Here is a 17,520-nt window from a genome sequence, read left to right as displayed (position 1 = left end):
CCATGCATGACCGCGCAGGCACCGCCGCCCTCCCGTCCGACCTCATCGACATCGACGAGCTGATCCGGGCGTACCACGACCTCCATCCCGACGTGGAGGATCCCGAGCAGAAGGTGGCGTTCGGCACCAGCGGCCACCGCGGCAGCTCGCTGAAGACGGCCTTCAACGAGGACCACATCCTCGCGATCACGCAGGCGATAGTGGAGTACCGGGCCGAGCAGGGCATCACCGGTCCGCTGTTCATCGGCCGCGACACCCACGGGCTCTCGAAGCCCGCCGAGGACACGGCGCTCGAGGTGCTCGTCGCCAACGGCGTGCGCGTGCTCGCCGACTCGCGCGACTCCTGGTGCCCGACCCCCGCGCTGTCGCACGCGATCCTGCGCTGGAACCGCGACGAGCAGCACGGCGACGACGACGTGGCCGACGGCATCGTCGTGACCCCCAGCCACAACCCGCCGGCCGACGGCGGCTTCAAGTACAACCCGCCGCACGGCGGCCCGGCCGACTCCGACGCCACCGGCTGGATCGCGGCGCGCGCCAACGAGATCATCGCGGCCGGCCTCGTCGACGTGAGGCGGGTCCCGCTCGAGGAGGCCCGCGGCGCGGTCGAGGGCTACGACTTCCTCGGCCACTACGTGGACGACCTCGGCTCCATCATCGACATGGAGGCCATCAAGGCGGCCGGCGTGCGCATCGGCGCGGACCCGCTCGGCGGCGCCTCGGTCGAGTACTGGGCCGCGATCGGCGAGCGCTACGGCCTCGACCTCGAGGTCGTGAACCCCGAGGTCGACCCCGCGTGGTCGTTCATGACGCTCGACTGGGACGGCAAGATCCGCATGGACCCGTCGTCCGCGTCGGCCATGGCGAGCGTGCTCGCGCGCAAGGACGACTTCGACATCCTCACGGGCAACGACGCCGACGCCGACCGGCACGGCATCGTCACGCCCGACGCCGGGCTCATGAACCCGAACCACTACCTCGCGGTCGCGATCGACTACCTCTACGCGCACCGCCCGCACTGGCGCGAGGACGCCGCGATCGGGAAGACCCTCGTGTCCTCCAGCGTGATCGACCGCGTCGCCGAGTCGCTCGGCCGCCGCCTCTGGGAGGTGCCGGTGGGCTTCAAGTGGTTCGTGCCCGGCCTCATCGACGGATCCGTGGGCTTCGGCGGCGAGGAGTCGGCCGGCGCCAGCTTCCTCCGCATGGACGGCACGGTCTGGACCACGGACAAGGACGGGATCCTCCTCGCGCTGCTGGCCGCGGAGATCCTCGCGGTCACGGGCAAGACGCCGAGCGTGCTCTACCGCGAGCTCACGGAGCGCTTCGGCGACCCCGTGTACGAGCGCGTCGACGCGGCCGCCACGAAGGCGCAGAAGGCGACCCTCGGCAAGCTCGACGGCGACGCGATCACCGCCACCGAGGTCGCGGGCGATGTGATCACCGTGAAGACCAGCACCGCGCCCGGCAACGGCGCGGCGGTCGGCGGCGTCAAGGTCGTCACCGACCGCGCCTGGTTCGCGGCGCGCCCCAGCGGCACCGAGGACGTCTACAAGATCTACGCGGAGTCGTTCGTGGGCCTCGACCACCTGCACGAGGTGCAGGCCGAGGCCAAGCGCATCGTCGACGCGGCGCTCGGCGCCTAGCGCCTCGCGCCTCGCGCCTCGCGCCCCGCGCCCCGCGCCCCGCGCGGTGCGGCGTCGCACGGGGCGCGTTCGCATCCGCGGTGCCTACGCTGGGGGCATGCGCCATTCCGGGGATGTGGACGCGTTCGTCTGGGACGAGCCGTCGCGTCGTCGCGCCGACGGCGCGGCCGACCCCGCGCCGGTCGTCGAGCGGCACGTGCGGCTCCCCGACGGCCACGCCCGCCGGCGCGTCGTGTCGCTCGGCGCGCTGCTCGCGGTGGTCATCGCGGGCATGGTCGTCACGCACAGCGACGGCCGGGGGCTGTGGCCCGACGTCTTCTACGCGGCGGCGATCCACCTCGCGCTGATCGCGGTGCTCCCCCGCGTCGACTCGGTCGTGCACGGAGCGGCCGTGCTCGTCTGGTGCACAGCGGTCGAGCTGCTGCAGATCACGGGATGGCCGGCGATCTGGGCGGTGCACGTGCCGCTCTGCCGCCTGCTCCTCGGCACCGGGTACGACCCGGTCGACCTCGCGGCGTACGCGGCGGGCGTGCTGCTCGTGCTGCTGGTCGACCGCCTGCTGCGGCTGGGACGCGGCGTCGGCGACGTGGCCTAGGCCACGCTCCAGAAGTGCACCTGGGCGCCCGGGTGCTCCGTGGTGATGGTCTCGTCGAGGTCGCGGTAGTCGTTGTCGAGGTTGTGGCCGACCATCTTGACGACGTTGCCGCCGTCCTTCGGCTCGATGGCCGAGACGATCTGCGTGTGGTCGGCGGACGCGTTGCGGTTCCAGTCGAAGATGACGATGTCGCCGACCTTCAGACGGTCGCGGTCCGCGAGCTCGAGGCGCGTGACGCCCAGCGCGGAGGCGTTGGCGGCGAGCCACTTGTCGAAGGTGGGCACGTGGATCCACGCGTAGGTCCAGTCGGATCCGCCGCCGCGGTTGTGCCACTCCGTCGTCATCTCCCAGCCGCGCTGGATGAGCGTCTGGCTGACGAAGTTGACGCAGTCGCCGCCGGAGGGGTTGAAGTCCCCGTACTCCTCGAGGTTGTAGGAGTCCCAGTGGGCGAGCGCGTACTGGAGCTGCTCGTCGACGGGCGTCTGCGCGGAGTACGCGGCGGTGGCCGTCGTGAGCGGGGCGTCGCCGGCCATGACCTGGATGTCGGCGGCGCGGTCCTCGTAGTCGGCCGAGCGGGGCGCGACGACCGTGAGGGATCCGTCGCCGGCCACCTTCACGTCGGTGCCCGCGGTGCCCGCGAACATCACGGCGGTGGCCCCCGCGAGGCCGGCGCCGGCCAGCGTGACGGTCTGGCCGCCCGAGACGGAGAGCGCGGCGGGCTCCACGGAGGCGACGGCGGGCGAGGATCCCGAGGCGGCGGGCTGGCCGTCGGCGCCGAGCGTCGCGCGCGGGGTCGGCTCCTGGCGGGTGCAGGCGGCCAGGGCGGCGGTCACGGGGATCGCGAGGGCGGCGGCGAGGATGCTGCGGCGGCGGATGTCGGCGGTCACGTGCTGCTCCGAGGGATCGGGGGAGGTGCGCCGGGATGCCGGCGGTCCAGGGTAACCCGGCGCCCCTCGGGATCGCCCGTGCAGCGCGCCGGCGCCTAGGGTGGCGGGATGAGCGTCGACGTGACCCACGACCCCGGCGGCTCGCGCTACACGCTGTGGCTCGACGGCGAGCGCGCGGGCTTCGCGGACTACCTGATCCAGGGCGACCGCATCGTCTTCACCCACACCGAGATCGACCCCGCGAAGCGGCGGGGCGGCCTCGGCGGCCAGCTCGTGCGGGCGGCCCTCGACGACGTGCGCGCGGGATCCCGCACGGTCGTCGCCGCGTGCCCGTTCGTGGCGGAGTGGATCGACGAGCATCCCGACTACCGGGAGCTGCTCGAGCGCGGCTGACCGGCGGGCCACGGCGGCGGGTCGCTCGCGGGGCGCGCGATGCGCCCCGCGAGACCGCTCCGCGAGGCGCGTGCCGTCACGGAGCCGCCCGCGGTCGCGATCGCAGCCGCCCGCAGGCGGTTCGGTCGTGCCGCTCGCCGACCCTCGGCCCCGCGGGGCCGGAAGGACGACAGCAGGACTCTAGGCGGCGCCCCGCCGCAGGCCGATTCGGCGACGCGGAGCGGACACCGGCGCTTCGCCAGGCGGACACGGCGGCCCGGGCGGGGCTCCGCGCGCCCGACGCAGGGTCGGGGACGCGCGTCAGGGGACGCGCGTGAGCCACTCCGGGGTCGAGAACTTGTCGTCCACGAGCTGGCGGGTCTTCGCCCACTCCTCCGGCGTGACCTCGCCGGGCTTCCCGCCGTAGAGGCCGGTGAAGGTGGCCTTCATCCGGTCGATGATCTCGGCGCGGCTCATGCCCGTCTGGCTGCGGAGCGGGTCCACGCGCTTGGCGGCGCTCGTGATGCCCTTGTCGCTGATCTTCTCGCGGCCGATGCGGAGCACCTGCACCATCTTCTCGCCGTCCATGTCGTAGCTCATGGTGACGTGGTGCAGCACGGCGCCGGCGCCGAGGCGCTTCTGGGCGGCCCCGCCGATCTTGCCGCTCGGGCTCGTGATGTCGTTGAGCGGCTGGTACGACGCGTCGATGCCGAGCGAGCGGAGCGCGGTGATGACCCACTCGTCGAGGTAGGCGTAGGAGTCCGCGAAGGTCATGCCCTGCACGAGGTCGACGGGCGCGTAGATCGAGTACGTGATGACGGCGCCCGCCTCCATGTACATCGCGCCGCCGCCCGAGACCCGGCGCACGACGTCGAAGCCGTGGGCCGCGGCCTGCTCGGCGTCGACCTCGTTGCGGAGGGACTGGAAGCTGCCGATGACGACGGCCGGCTGGTCCCACTCCCAGATGCGGAGCGTCGGGTTCCGGCGGCCCGCGCCGACCTCCTCGGCGAGCACCTGGTCGAGCGCCATCTGCTCCACGGGGCGGTAGGCGCGGTCGTGGATGACCTCCCACTCGTAGTCGCCCCAGTTCGTGGCGCGGGCGAGCGAGCGGCGGATCGCGACGGCGACGGCCTCCGGCGAGAAGCCGAGGAGCACGGCCTGCGGCGGGAGGGCGCGGCGGATGGCCGCGGAGATCGCGGCGGCGTCGCTGTCCTCCGGGAGACCGTTGACCGCCTGGTCGATGGACTCGAGGGCGTCGTCCGGCTCGAGGAAGAAGTCGCCCGCGAGGCGGAAGCCCGAGATGCGGCCGTCGGTCACGTCGAGGTCGACCACGACGAGCTTGCCGCCGGGGACCTTGTACTCACCATGCATCCGCCCAGCCTAGGCCGCGCCGGGAGCGAAGCCCCGTGCGCGGATCGCCGTCGACGAGGGGATGTGGGACGGTGGGGCGTGCGCATCACCTGGGCGGTCGTCCGCCTCCTCACCGCCCTGGCCGTGCTGGTCGCCGTCACGAGCCAGTACGTCGTCAGCTCCTCGTACTGGCGGAGCATCGGCGTCGAGGGGATCGGGGGCAAGACGCTCGACTTCCTCATGTACTTCACGATCCAGTCGAACCTGCTCGCGGCCGTGGTCATGGGCGTCGGGGCCGCGCGGCTGCTGCGCCGCTCGCCCGCGCCGGGACGCGGCTGGACCACGCTGCGGCTGGCGGCCACCACGTACATGGTGACGACCGGCGCGGTCTACAACCTGCTGCTCCGCGGGCTGCCCACCATCCCCGGCGGCAACCTGCCCTGGTCGAACGAGGTGCTGCACGTCGTCGTGCCCCTGCTCGTGCTCGCCGACTGGCTGCTCGCGCCCGACCGGCGGGCGCTCGGCTACGGCGCGGTCGGCCGGGTCGTGGTGTACCCGCTCGCGTGGGTCGCGGTCACGCTCGCGCGCGGGCCGTTCACGGGCAACGAGGTCACGGGGGCGGCGACGTACTACCCGTACCCGTTCCTGGATCCCGCGACCGACGGCGGCGGGTACGGCGCGGTCGCCGTCTGGGTGGTGGTCATCGCGTCCCTGATATGCGGGGTGACGCTCCTGCTCATCGCGGTCGGGCGCCGGGCCTCCCGGGCCGCCACGAGCGCCCGGTCCGCCGCCCCGCGGCGGTAGCGGCCCCGCGCCCCGCGCGTCAAGGGGGTACCGCCCTCCGGCCGCCGTGCCGGCACCGGCCTAGCGTCGGACGGGCGGACGACGGCGCATCCGGCCCGTCGCCCCGACGACGAGAGGCGAGGCAGCATGAAGGCAGTCGTGTGGCACGGCGAGGGCGACATCCGCCTGGACGAGATGCCGGATCCGCGGATCCAGGAGCCGACCGACGCGGTCATCCGCATCACCCGCAGCGCCATCTGCGGCACCGACCTGCACTTCGTGCGCGGGACGATGGCCGGCATGCGCGAGGGCACGATCCTCGGCCACGAGGCCATCGGCACGGTCACCGAGGTCGGCGACCAGGTGCGCGGGTTCTCGCCCGGCGACCGCGTGCTGGTGTGCTCGACCATGTCGTGCGGCGTCTGCCCGCAGTGCCGCGCGGGCAGCACGGCGCAGTGCGACGTCGCGAACCCGAACGGCCCGCAGGCGGGCACGTCCTTCTTCGGCGGACCGGAGACGACCGGGCCGGTCGACGGCCTGCAGGCCGAGTACGCGCGGATCCCGTGGGCCGCCCACACGCTCATCCCGCTCCCCGACACGGTCACCGACGACCAGGCGATCCTCCTCAGCGACATCTTCCCCACGGCGTGGTTCGGCGCCGAGCTCGCGGGCATCCGGCCGGGCGACACCGTGGCCGTGCTCGGCGCGGGCGTCGTGGGCCAGTTCGCGATCGCGTCCGCGTTCCGCATGGGCGCTGGCCGCGTGTTCGCGGTCGACCACGTGGAGACGCGCCTCGCCATGGCCCTCGAGCAGAACGCCGAGGTGATCCACTTCGAGCGCGAGGACCCGGTGGCCGCGGTGATGGAGGCGACCCTCGGGATCGGCGTCGACGCGGTGATCGACGCGGTCGGCGTCGACGCGCAGCGCCCGCACGCGGGTCCCGCCGCGGAGGAGGCCGAGCAGCAGGCGGACGCCTTCGCCGCCGAGGTCGCGCAGGTCGCGCCCGGCGCCTCCCCGCACGACGGCCTCTGGGTGCCCGGCGACGCGCCGAGCCAGGCCGCGCAGTGGGCCGTGCGGATGGTGCGGAAGTCGGGGCGCATCGGGATCATCGGGGTCTACCCGCCCCAGCTCACGTCGTACCCGATCGGCGCCGCGATGAACAAGAACCTCACCATCCGCATGGGGAACTGCGACCACCGTCGCGTCACGCCGCCGCTCATCGACCTCGTCGCGTCGGGCGTCTTCGACCCCACGCGGTTCATCACGCAGGACGAGGGGATGACGACCGCGATCGACGCGTACGAGCACTTCGACGTGCGCGAGGAGGGCTGGCTGAAGACGGTGCTCGAGGTCGGCTGACGCGGGTCGGGCGGGTCGTGCGCGACCCGCCCGGGCTGCTCCGGCCGTCTCCACGGATCGCCGCGCGTTCGAACATGCGTTCGAATGTCTGGGCTATGCTCGCGCCCATGAGCATCGCATTCCAGGCCTCCCTCTTCGACGACCTCGGAGCGGAGCCGGCCCTCGGCGCCCTCGGCGGGGAGGTCGAGCGCCTCGACCTCGGGCGCGGTGCGTGGCTCGACATCCGGCCCGGCTGGGTCACCGACTCCGACGCGCTGTTCGAGCGCCTCGTGGAGGACGTGGAGTGGACGGCCGACACGCGGCTGATGCACGGCCGCGTCGTCGAGGTGCCGCGGCTGCTCTCCTGGTTCGGGCCGCGCGCGACGCTGCCGGCGCCCGTGCTCGTCGAGGCGCGCACGGCGCTGAACGACCACTACGGCCGCCCGCCCGGGCAGGTGCTCGAGACGGCGGGGCTCTGCTTCTACCGCACGGGCGACGACAGCGTCGCCTGGCACGGCGACCGGGTGGGGCGCGCCATCGACCGCGACACCATGGTCGCCATCGTGTCGGTCGGCGCCGCGCGCACGCTCTCGCTGCGCCCCACGGGCGGCGGCGAGGTGCGGCGGTTCCCGCTGGGGCACGGCGACCTCGTGGTCATGGGCGGGAGCGCGCAGCGCACGCACGAGCACGCCATCCTCAAGACCACCAAGGCCGTGGGGCCGCGCATCAGCATCCAGTTCCGGCCGGTCTGGCCCGCCTGAGGGATCGGCGGGCGGGTCGGGGGTCGGGGTGCGGGGCGCGCCGGGCGCTCGCGTCGCCGCGCAGCGGGATGGGAACGATCCCGCTGTTCAGGAGGCATTCCGCCGGATGTCGCTCCGCGCGGCCCGCTGTTCCCCTCGGACGGGGATGATCGCGCCTGGCATCGGCGCTCCCGGGCGCGACCCGTCGGGGATCCCCCGCGTCGAGCCGAGCGCGCGTCCCCGCGGAACCCCGCGACGGCGCGCGCCCTCCGCGTCGCCGCCCCGGCATCCCCCGCCCGCGGGTCCGGCACAATCCAGGAAGAAGGACCGTCACCGTGAGCACCTCCAAGCCCGAAGAGCACGCCCCGGACGTCGACCTCGGCAGCGGCGTCGACGCCGCTCCCCCGCTCGATCCCTCCCGCCCCTACCGCGCCGGCATCCGCCCCGGGGTCAGCCGCCGCACCGTCCTCCTGAGCGGCGCCGCCGCGATCATGGCCGGCGTCGCCGCGGGAGCCGCGGCCGGCGCCCCCGGCACCGCGGGCGCCGCAGCCGCCGCCACCCGGCGCGGGCTCACCCGCAGCATCCGCGACGTGGAGCACGTCGTGATCCTCATGCAGGAGAACCGCTCCTTCGACCACTACTACGGCACGCTGCCCGGCGTCCGCGGCTTCGGCGACAAGCAGGCCGTCGAGCTGCCGGGCGGCGGCACGGTCTTCGCGCAGCCCGACGCGAGCCGCCCCGACGGCGGCCGCATGCTGCCGTTCCCGCTCGACTCGTCGCGCTTCAACGCGCAGGGCGCCGGCGGCCTCGACCACTCCTGGAAGGGCGGGCACGCGGCGTGGAACCGGGGCGCCTGGGACAACTGGGTCGTCGCGAAGAGCGAGCAGACCATGGGGTACTTCACGAGGGACGACCTCCCCTTCCACCACGCCCTCGCCTCCGCGTTCACCATCGCCGACCACTACCACTGCTCGCTCATCGGCCCCACGACCCCGAACCGCCTGTACCAGTGGACGGGCACGGTCGACCCGGGCGGGAAGGCCGGCGGGCCCGCCATCGACAACCCCGACGACTACGCCCCCGTCTTCGCGTGGACCACGTACCCGGAGCGCCTGCAGGAGGCCGGGATCAGCTGGAGGACGTACGCGAACGACGAGGTCGGCGACGAGGGCACGCACCCCTACGTGGGCGACTACGGCGACAACCCGCTCTGGCTCTTCCACCGGTACCACGAGGCGCTCGCGTCGTCGGATCCGGCCACGCGCGAGCTCGCGCTCAACGGCGGGCTGCACGACGGGTGGCAGCCGGACTCCGGCAAGGGCCTCGACGTCACGCACCTGCTCCGCGAGTTCGGGCGCGACGCCGCCGCGAACACCCTGCCGGCCGTGTCCTACGTCGTCGCGCCCTACGGCTGGAGCGAGCACCCGAAGGCGAGCCCCGACTACGGCGCGCACTACACGAACGCGGTGATCCAGGCCCTCATGAGCAACCCGGAGACCTGGGCGAGCACGGTGCTGCTCATCAACTACGACGAGAACGACGGCTACTTCGACCACCAGCTGCCGCCGCTCGCCGAGCCCGGCACGCCCGACGAGTACGTGGACGGCCTGCCGATCGGCTACGGCACGCGCGTGCCGCTCACGGTCGTCTCGCCGTGGAGCCGCGGCGGCTGGGTCGACTCGCAGGTGTTCGACCACACCTCGGTGATCCGGTTCCTCGAGACCTGGACCGGCGTGCGCGAGCCGAACATCTCCGACTGGCGGCGCACGATCTCGGGCGACCTCACCTCGTGCTTCGACTTCGCGCACCCCGACTTCTCCCTCCCGTCGGCGCGGGAGGTGCTGCCGATGAGCGCCACGCAGGCGCTCGTCGCAGCCGCCGACGCCGACATGGCGAAGCCGCCCGTGCGGGAGCCCGCAGTGGGCGCGCAGCGGATGCCCGAGCAGGACGCGGGCACGATGCGCCACCGCCCGCTCCCCTACCGGCAGGACGCGGACGTCGCGGTCGACCGGGCTACCGGACGCCTGACCCTGACGATGCGCAACCGCGGCGACCAGGGCGTCTCGCACCAGGTGTTCCCGAACATCGCGCTGCCGTTCGCCTCCACGCCGTTCACCGTGGCCCCGCGCGGGACGGCGACGTACTCCTGGGACAGCGCGGCCCACGGCGGCGCGTACGACTTCAGCGTCTACGGGCCCGACCGCTTCCTGCGCCGCTTCGCCGGATCCGTGGTCGCGGCCGCGCGCGCGGACGTGCCCGTGCTCCGGGTGACGGCCGAGACGGTGGTGGACGGCCGGCCCCTGCTGCGCATCACGCTCGCGAACGACGGGAACCCGTCGGCGAGGTGCACGCTGACGGCGAACGACTTCATCACGCGCGTGCGGCACGAGACGGTGAAGCCCGGGCGCACGACGACGGTCGACTGGCCCGTCGACAGGTGGGGCTACTACGACGTGGTCGTCACGGCCGGCGACGGGTTCCGCCACCGGTACGCGGGCCGCGTGCAGTAGCGGCGCGCGGCGCGACGACGCCGGTCGGTCCCGTGGGGGTCCGGCCGGCGTCGTCGTGCGCGGTGTCCGTCGTCCGGATCCGTCCGCTCGCGCAGCGGACCACGGCGGGTCAGGCGCGGGCGCGCTCCTCGCCCGTCGAGGCGGCCCCGCCCCCGGCCGGGCGCCCCGCGCCGAGGCACGAGTCCGCCGCGTCCGGGCGGCCCTCCTCGACGAGCGCGAGCTCGAGGGGCCGGGCCGCGCGCACGACGGCGTCCGCGTCGGCGAACCCGAGGTGGGTGAGGAGGGGGATCCACAGGGTGCGGAGCCGGTCGGCCGCGTCCCACCCCGCGACCCGCGGCGACCGGTAGGAGAGCACCCCGAGCGTGGAGCTGAGCAGCACGTCGACGGTCCGGTCGAGGTCGACGCCGCGGATGCCCCGCACGGCGAGCTCGGCCTCCAGGTGGTCGCGGGTGAAGCGCCAGATGTCGAAGCGGCGGTGGACGGCGAGGCCGAGGCGCGGCATGTCCCACAGGAGGCGGACGGCGCCGGCGGCGACCGGGCACTCCTCGACCGTCCGCGCGGCGGTGAGGAGGAAGACGACGAGCCCGTGCAGGGCGCTCCGCTCGTCGAGCGCGGCCTCGATGCGGAGCCACCGCTCCTCCTGGTCCTCCACGACCGCGCCCGCGAGGCTCTCCTTCGAGGCGAAGAGGTGGTAGCCGATGGCGGACTTGGGCTTCCCCATCGCCGCGGCCACGCGGGAGAAGGACGTGCCCTCGTAGCCGTGGACGGCGAACTGGGCGCCCGCCGCCTCGATGATCTCCCGTCGGGCCCGGCGCACGGCGGCCTGCCGCTGGTCCATGTGGTGCTCCCGCCCTCTCCCGGACGGGAGTCGCCGGATGATAGCCGCGCGGATCGACGGAAGGGGGACGCGGGGGTGAACGGGAGGCGCCGCGAGCGGAGCGCCGCGTCGCCGGCGGCGGGCCGGACGGCCGGCACGGCGGCCGCTCTCCACAGGTGGTGAGAATCGTTCTCAGCGAGGGATAGTCTCCGCTCGCGCCCTCGCGCACACCCCCTGAATCGAAGACGGATCCCGCATGCCCTCACGCCCCTCGTCCCTCCCACCCGTCGAGGCCCGCGGGCCCGCCGAGCGACCGCCCACCGGGGGCGGGATCCGCGCCCGCGCCCTCCGCCGCCCCCTGCCCGCGCGCGCCCGGACCGTCGCCCTCGGCTCGGGCGTCGTCGCCCTCGCGGCCGTCGCGGCACTCGTCGCGAGCGCGCTGGCGGGCACCGGATCCGCGTCCGCGGTGGCCGACGACCCGGCCGCCGCGCGTGCCGCGTCCGGCCTGCGCGCGCTCGACGGCTCCGCGCCGGCGTGGCCCGCCGCGACGCCCGCCGTCCGGCTCGGCGAGGCGCCCGCGGACGCGACGGCCGCCTTCACGGTGCTGCTGGATCCGGCCCGGCCCGACGCCGCGCCGACCGTCGCCGCCTGGCTGCGCGGCCGCGGGCTCGACGTGGGCGACGCGCGCGGCGAGGTCGCCGCGCTCCCCGTGTCCGGCCCGCTCGCGCTCGCGGCGCGGGCGTTCGACACCGGGTTCGCCCGCTACGCCGTCGGCGGCCGGGAGGTCGTCGCCCCCGAGCGGACCCTCGCCGTCCCCGCGGCCCTCGACGCCGTGCGCGGCGTCGCCGGCACCGTGCAGGGCGACGTGCTGATGCCGTCGGACGCGGAGGGCGACGCCACGAGCCCCGTCCCCGCGCCCGTCCCCGGGCAGGCGTCCGGCGGATCCCCCGACTCCTCCGCCGACGACGGCACGTGCGCCGCGTGGTGGGGCCAGCGCCTCACCGACGCGTGGCCCGCGTCCGTCGCGGTCGCCCACCGCTCGGACTCGCTGTGCGGCTACGGCCCGGCGCAGCTGCGGCGCGTGGACGACGTGCCCGCCGAGGACCGCGGCGCCGGCGCGACCGTCGCGATCGTCGCCGCCTACGACGACCCGCGCACCGCGGCCGACACCGACACCTACTCCCGGGCGGTCGGCGAGCCCGCCTTCGTGGCCGGGCAGTACCGCGACCACCCGTCCGCCTCCCCGCGCACCGGCGTCTGCGGCGGCCCGACCGCGTGGACGGACGAGCAGCACCTCGACGTGCAGGCGGTGCACGCGATGGCTCCCGACGCGGCCGTCGCCTACTGGGGCGCCGACGACTGCACGAGCACGAGCCTCTACACGAGGATCCTCGACGCGGCCGAGGAGGGGCCCGACGTCATCAGCCTGTCCTTCGGCGCGATGGAGGGCCTCGACACGGCCGACGACCGCGAGCTGCTGAACCGCGTGCTCGTGGAGGCGGCGGCCCGCGACGTGTCGGTCTTCGCGTCGACCGGCAACGACGGCGACTACAGCGGCGTCGGCGACCACGGCGGGAACGCCACCGTGGCGTCGCCCGCGTCGAGCCCGTACGTGACGGCGGTCGGCGCGACGAGCACGGGCCTCGCCGAGGACGGGTCCATCGCCGTCGAGGCGGGCTGGGAGACCGAGACCCGCTTCGCGCGGAACGGCGCGCTGATCCCGCCGGGCTTCGCGTTCGGCGCGGGCGGCGGCCAGTCGGCGGAGTACGCGCGCCCCACCTGGCAGACCGACCGGCTCGCCGTCGCGGGCACGGGGCGGCTGCTGCCGGACGTGGCCTCGCTCGGGGATCCGGACACGGGCTTCATCACCTACGGCCCGCACCAGGGCCGCACCGAGTACGCGGCGCACGGCGGCACGAGCCTCGCGACGCCGATGGTCGCCTCGATGGTCGCGATCTCCAAGGCCGTGACCGGGCGGCGCTTCGGCCTCGCGAGCCCCGCCCTCTACGCGCTGATGGGCACGGGCGCGCTGCGCGACGTGCAGCCCGCGTCCGCGGCGACGTGGTCGCCGCGGGGTCCGCAGGCGGGGGCGCTGTGGCCCGAGACGCTGTTCCTGTGGGACACCGGGAGGCAGGGGCTCCGCTCCGCGCCCGGCTGGGACGACGTGACGGGGGTCGGCGTGCCCACGGGCCGCGCGTTCGTCGAGGGCCTCGGCGCGGAGGCGGGACGATGAGCCGGGTGATGCGCGGATCCTCCTCGCGCACCTCCGCGGGGATCCTCGGCGCGACCGGCGCCGCCGCCCTCGTGGCGCTCCTCGCCGTCGGCGGGCTCGCGCCCCTGGCGGCGCACGCGGCCGACGTCGTGGTGGCGCGCGCCTCCGGCGTGGAGGTCGTCGACATCGACGGCGGCACGCTCACCCCGCCGACGCCGCTGGCCGAGTGGGCGGCAGGCGCGGCGGTGACGCGGGAGGCCGCGTCCACCGGCGACGTGATGAGGCTGAACACGACGCAGACGACCGGGCTGCGCTCCACGGCGGGCCCCACGGGCGCGTCCAGCACCATCGCGAGCGGCCGGTTCCAGCTCCGCGACCGGCCCGCGATCGTGTTCTCCGGCCTCACCGTGTCGTGCACGCCCGGCGGCGCGCCCGCCGTGCACCTCGACCGGCTGACGGTCGGCGGGGTGGACGTCACCGCGGAGGCGGACGCGACGCCCGGCTGGTCGCGCGACCTGCCCGAGTCGGTCTACGGCGCGACCCGCGTCATCGTGGGATCCAGCGCGACGGGCGACGACGGATCCGCCACCACCGTCGGCATCGACGTGGAGGCGGAGGCCGGGGCGTCGGAGATCTGGCGCGTGCGCGCGGGATCCGTGACGTGCGCGGCATCCCCCGTGCCCGTCCCGACGCCGTCGGCCTCGCCCACCCCTGCGCCGACCCCCGCACCCGCACCCGATCCGGCCCCGGCGCCGGATCCCGCGCCCGCCGCCGGCCGCGTCGCGACGGGCGTCACCGTCACGGCCCCCGACGGCACGCGCGTGATCGACGGGCAGCCGCGCGTCGCCGGCCTCGACCGGCAGGCCACGGCCGACGCGCTCGCCGCGACGGACGGATCCGCCGAGCACGCCGCATCCGTGCGCGTCGCCACCGACGCGGCCGGCACCACCACGATCGGCGTCGGCTCGTTCGAGCAGCTGCCGGGCGCCCCCGCGGATCCGCTCGCCGAGTACCGCTGGACGGCGTTCCGCGTCTACGGGCTCACCGCCACGGTCACGCCCGCGGGCGCCGTGTCGACCGAGTTCGCGGATCCCGGCAGCGCCGTCTTCGTGGACGGCCGCTGGATCGACACCACCACCGACCTCTACACGGGCGTCGACGAGCAGGGCGCGCCCCGCGTCACCGTGGCGTTCGGCGAGCACGAGACGGCGGCGGACGGCACCGTCACGGTGACCGCGATCCACTACCGCGACCTGACGGGCGCGCACCCGGACGTGCGCCTCGGCACGGTCGTCGTGCCGGCTGCGGCCGGGCGGGTCACGGGCGCGTACGGGGTCGGCGTCACCGCGGCGGACGGCTCGGTGCTCGTCGCGCCGCAGCCGCGCGCGTCGGCGCAGGCCCCGCACGCGGCGGCGGCCGCCGTCACCGGCACGGGCACGGATGCCGACACCGCGACGGGCGTCGCCGTCGACATCGGCACGGGCGACGCCGCGGGCACCGCGACGGTCGACGTGGGCGCGTTCCGGCAGGTGCCCGACGCCGCGACGGATCCGCTCGCCGACTACCGCTGGCCGGCCCTCCGGGTCGCCGGCCTCCACGCGGCCGTCTCCGCCGCGGGCGCCATGACCGTGTCGTTCGCCGACGCGGGGAACGCGGTGTTCGTGAACGGCGTGTGGATCGACACCGCCACCGACCTCCACACCGGCGTCGACGAGCACGGCACCCCGCGCGTCGAGGTCCGCTTCGGGGAGCGGTCGGTCGCGGCCGACGGCACGGTGACCCTCACGGCGCTGCACTACCGCGACCTCACCGGCCGCCACCCCGAGGTGCGGCTGGGCGTCGTGACCGTGGCGGCGGGCGGCGGCGCGACGCCCGCGCCGGATCCGGCGCCGTCGCCCACCCCGATCACGCCGGACGCGGCGCCCACCGGCTGGTCGGCGTACGGGATCCGCGCGACGGGGCCGAGCGCCGTCACGGCGGCGCCCGTGGCCCGGCCGGACGACGCGGGGACGGCATCGACCGCCTCGCCGGCCGCATCCGCGGTCGCGCCGGACGCGCTCCGCGCCTCCGCTGCGACCGCCGCCGACTCGGGGACCGACACCGGGACCACCGTCGGCGACGGCGCCGCGGGCCAGATCCGCGCCACCGGCATCCGCCTCGCGTTGAGCGGCGCATCCGGCAGCGCCGCCCTCGACGACGTCGCGCTCTACCCGGGCAGCCGCCTCGCGGTCGCCATCCGGGGCCTCCGGGTCGACGTCGACGGCGGCACCGCGCGCGTCTCCAGCGACGGCGGCAGCATCGCCGGCGCCGTGCTCGCGGCCGGCGACATCGCCCCGGGCACGCGGTTCGCGCTGCCCGACGGCGGATCCGCGGTGCTCGCCGAGGACGTGACCGCGGGCGCGTCCCGCACGGTCACCGGCCTGCACCTGGTCGACGCGTCGGGCCTCGACGCGGACGTGTCCGCGGCCGTGGTCACGACGGCCGCGGTGGCCGTCGACCCGGGCGGATCCGGCGACCCCGGCACGACGCCCGGCCCGTCCGGCTCGGGCGGCGCCGCACCCGGCGGACCGTCGTCGGCCGGCGGGGGCTCCGCGTCCCCCGGCGCCCTGTCGGCGGACGGCTCCAGCCCGGCCGGCACCTCGGGCGCGAGCGCGGCCGCCGGACTCCGCGGGTCGCTGCCGCGCACCGGGTCCTCGCCAGCGGCGACGCTCGCCCTCGCGGCGCTGCTGCTGGCGGCCGGATCCGCGGCCGCGCTCGACGCCCGACGCCGACGCCGCGCGCGCACGGGCCGCCCGACGCGAGCCTGACCCGGCACCGCGACGCCGCCGCCCTCCGTCCCGCCTCCCGCGGGCCGGAGGGCGGCGCGCGTCAGAGGCGGAGCAGCAGCACGTCGGATCCGCCCTCGCGCCCCACGGCCGCGAACCCGAGCGACTCGTACAGTGACCGCGCACGGTCGTTCCCGTCCTCCACGCTGAGGCTCACGCCCGGCGCACCCGATGCGCGGACCGCCTCGACGAGCGCCACGAGCATCCGCCGCCCGACTCCCCGGCCGCGTGCCGCCGGGACGAGCGCCATGCCCAGCTCCGGGACGTCCGCCGCGACGAACCCGTAGCCGCGGTCGTCGTCCGCGAAGAGGCGCGCCCACCCGGCGCCCACGGGATCGCCGTCGACCTCCGCGACCACGCCCACGTCGCCGGCGCGCGGCCAGCCCGCCACGTAGTGCGCGATCTCGGGGGTGGCCAGCATCCGCTCCCGCGTCATGGACCCGTCACCGCGCCAGTCCATCGACGCGAGCAGCATGTCCTCGAGGAACGGCAGGTCGTCGGCGCGCGCGGGGCGGAGCGCCGGTCCCGCGTCGGTCACGCGGGCTCCCCCTCCGCGGGAGCCGCCGGCACCACGCGCGACTCCAGCCAGCTCCGGAGGTCCGCGACCACCTCGTCGCGGTTCGTCTCGTTGTAGATCTCGTGGCGCGCGCCCGGGTAGATGATCAGCAGCACGTCGCTGAGGCGCGAGCGGCGGCTGTAGTCGCGCGCGAGGAGCTGCATCCCGCGGCGGCCTCCGAGCGAGTCCTCCTCCCCGCCCTGGATCAGCACGGGCAGGTCGGTGGCGAGCTTCCGCGGCGGACGGCCCATGATCTGCACGGAGTCGCGCATCCGGTACGGCTTCAGCGCGTTGACGTCGAAGTTGCGGTCGTCGGCGCCGAACGCGCGCTGCGCCTCCGGATCCCGCGAGAGCCACTCGAAGCCCGATGCCGCCGGGTGCCGCCAGCGCTTGTTGAGGTCGCCCGTGTTGACGACGCCGGGCATCGCGAGCGTCGCCCCGCTCAGCACCAGCCCCGCGTACAGGTGCGACGCCCGCGCGACGATGCGCTGCGCGAGGAGCGCGCCCCAGCTGTGGCCGAGGAGCACGAGCGGGAGGTCGGGCAGGTCGCGGCGGAGCTGCTCGCTGACCAGCTGGATCCCGTCGAGCGCCGCCCGGTGCCGCCGCGGCCCCAGCACGCCGATGCCCAGGTGCCCGAGGCCCGTGGCGCCGTGCCCGCGGTGGTCGTCGGCCGCGACCGTGAACCCCATCGCGTTCAGCTCCCGCGCGAGCCGGGCGTAGCGCAGCGCGTGCTCGCCGACGCCGTGCGCGATGTGCACGACGGCCCGCGGACGCTCCGCCTCCCACACGTAGTAGTGGAGGGTCACGCCCTCGGCGTCCACGAGGGTGCGGTGGTCGGCTCCGTCGGTGGAGCGCTCGTCGTCGGGCATGGATCCAGACTAGGGCGGGCCCG

Annotated in this window: 14 protein-coding genes; 9 read left to right on the top strand and 5 right to left on the bottom strand. The window is 75.6% G+C overall.

The window, feature by feature from the left end; all coding sequences use genetic code 11:
* The first annotated feature begins 2 nt into the window (after nucleotides 1-2).
* Nucleotides 3-1,643, top strand: coding sequence for a phosphoglucomutase (alpha-D-glucose-1,6-bisphosphate-dependent) (gene pgm / locus H9X71_RS02235; protein WP_191148128.1), 1,641 nt, complete (start codon nucleotides 3-5; stop codon nucleotides 1,641-1,643).
* A gap of 97 nt (nucleotides 1,644-1,740) precedes the next feature.
* Nucleotides 1,741-2,238: a ribosomal maturation YjgA family protein gene (locus H9X71_RS02230; protein WP_191148127.1), complete on the top strand. Its 498-nt coding sequence runs from the start codon at nucleotides 1,741-1,743 to the stop codon at nucleotides 2,236-2,238.
* On the opposite strand, the gene H9X71_RS02225 is transcribed toward H9X71_RS02230, so the two are convergent.
* Nucleotides 2,235-3,125 carry an amidase domain-containing protein gene (locus tag H9X71_RS02225; RefSeq protein ID WP_191148126.1) on the bottom strand — a complete coding sequence of 297 codons (891 nt, stop codon included), beginning with the start codon at nucleotides 3,123-3,125 and terminating at the stop codon, nucleotides 2,235-2,237. The two genes, H9X71_RS02230 and H9X71_RS02225, sit on opposite strands and share 4 nt — an antisense overlap.
* A 108-nt stretch (nucleotides 3,126-3,233) precedes the next feature.
* On the opposite strand from H9X71_RS02225, the gene H9X71_RS02220 reads away from it, so the two are divergent.
* Nucleotides 3,234-3,518, top strand: coding sequence for a GNAT family N-acetyltransferase (locus H9X71_RS02220; protein ID WP_191148125.1), 285 nt, complete (start codon nucleotides 3,234-3,236; stop codon nucleotides 3,516-3,518).
* 300 nt (nucleotides 3,519-3,818) lie between these two features.
* Here H9X71_RS02220 and lplAB read toward each other — a convergent pair whose 3' ends face one another.
* The gene (lplAB, locus tag H9X71_RS02215; protein ID WP_191148124.1) at nucleotides 3,819-4,868 is read right to left on the bottom strand and encodes a lipoate-protein ligase LplAB; all 1,050 of its coding nucleotides are present in this window, start codon (nucleotides 4,866-4,868) and stop codon (nucleotides 3,819-3,821) included.
* Nucleotides 4,869-4,946: 78 nt separating this feature from the next.
* Here lplAB and H9X71_RS02210 point away from each other — a divergent pair, with 78 nt between their 5' ends.
* The 4 genes from H9X71_RS02210 to H9X71_RS02195 all read left to right on the top strand — a co-directional run bounded on the left by H9X71_RS02210 (nucleotide 4,947) and on the right by H9X71_RS02195 (nucleotide 10,218).
* Nucleotides 4,947-5,651: a Pr6Pr family membrane protein gene (locus H9X71_RS02210; protein ID WP_191148123.1), complete on the top strand. Its 705-nt coding sequence runs from the start codon at nucleotides 4,947-4,949 to the stop codon at nucleotides 5,649-5,651.
* Between the two features lie 126 nt (nucleotides 5,652-5,777).
* Entirely contained in the window at nucleotides 5,778-6,989 is a 1,212-nt protein-coding gene (locus H9X71_RS02205; protein WP_191148122.1) for an alcohol dehydrogenase catalytic domain-containing protein, read from the top strand.
* Nucleotides 6,990-7,096: 107 nt separating this feature from the next.
* Nucleotides 7,097-7,729 (top strand): alpha-ketoglutarate-dependent dioxygenase AlkB, encoded by a 633-nt coding sequence (locus H9X71_RS02200; protein WP_191148121.1) that lies wholly within the window; start codon nucleotides 7,097-7,099, stop codon nucleotides 7,727-7,729.
* A 314-nt stretch (nucleotides 7,730-8,043) separates the two neighbouring features.
* Nucleotides 8,044-10,218, top strand: a complete 2,175-nt coding sequence (locus H9X71_RS02195) for a phosphocholine-specific phospholipase C (protein WP_191148120.1) — start codon at nucleotides 8,044-8,046, stop codon at nucleotides 10,216-10,218.
* A gap of 109 nt (nucleotides 10,219-10,327) precedes the next feature.
* Here H9X71_RS02195 and H9X71_RS02190 read toward each other — a convergent pair whose 3' ends face one another.
* Nucleotides 10,328-11,056 (bottom strand): helix-turn-helix domain-containing protein, encoded by a 729-nt coding sequence (locus H9X71_RS02190; RefSeq protein ID WP_191148119.1) that lies wholly within the window; start codon nucleotides 11,054-11,056, stop codon nucleotides 10,328-10,330.
* 235 nt (nucleotides 11,057-11,291) lie between these two features.
* Here H9X71_RS02190 and H9X71_RS02185 point away from each other — a divergent pair, with 235 nt between their 5' ends.
* Entirely contained in the window at nucleotides 11,292-13,268 is a 1,977-nt protein-coding gene (locus H9X71_RS02185; protein WP_244961725.1) for a S53 family peptidase, read from the top strand.
* An 8-nt stretch (nucleotides 13,269-13,276) separates the two neighbouring features.
* Nucleotides 13,277-16,054, top strand: coding sequence for an LPXTG cell wall anchor domain-containing protein (locus tag H9X71_RS02180; protein WP_244961723.1), 2,778 nt, complete (start codon nucleotides 13,277-13,279; stop codon nucleotides 16,052-16,054).
* Nucleotides 16,055-16,115: 61 nt separating this feature from the next.
* On the opposite strand, the gene H9X71_RS02175 is transcribed toward H9X71_RS02180, so the two are convergent.
* Together H9X71_RS02175 and H9X71_RS02170 are read right to left on the bottom strand one after the other, a co-directional pair.
* Nucleotides 16,116-16,610 carry a GNAT family N-acetyltransferase gene (locus H9X71_RS02175; RefSeq protein WP_191148117.1) on the bottom strand — a complete coding sequence of 165 codons (495 nt, stop codon included), beginning with the start codon at nucleotides 16,608-16,610 and terminating at the stop codon, nucleotides 16,116-16,118.
* Nucleotides 16,607-17,497 carry an alpha/beta fold hydrolase gene (locus tag H9X71_RS02170; RefSeq protein ID WP_191148116.1) on the bottom strand — a complete coding sequence of 297 codons (891 nt, stop codon included), beginning with the start codon at nucleotides 17,495-17,497 and terminating at the stop codon, nucleotides 16,607-16,609. Before H9X71_RS02170 ends, H9X71_RS02175 begins: the two co-directional genes overlap by 4 nt.
* Between the last annotated feature and the right edge of the window lie 23 nt (nucleotides 17,498-17,520).

This window comes from Clavibacter zhangzhiyongii (assembly GCF_014775655.1).
Taxonomy (GTDB): domain Bacteria; phylum Actinomycetota; class Actinomycetes; order Actinomycetales; family Microbacteriaceae; genus Clavibacter; species Clavibacter zhangzhiyongii.
The sequence above is the reverse complement of the archived record's forward strand: the minus strand, read 5'-3'. Positions and strand labels throughout refer to the sequence as shown.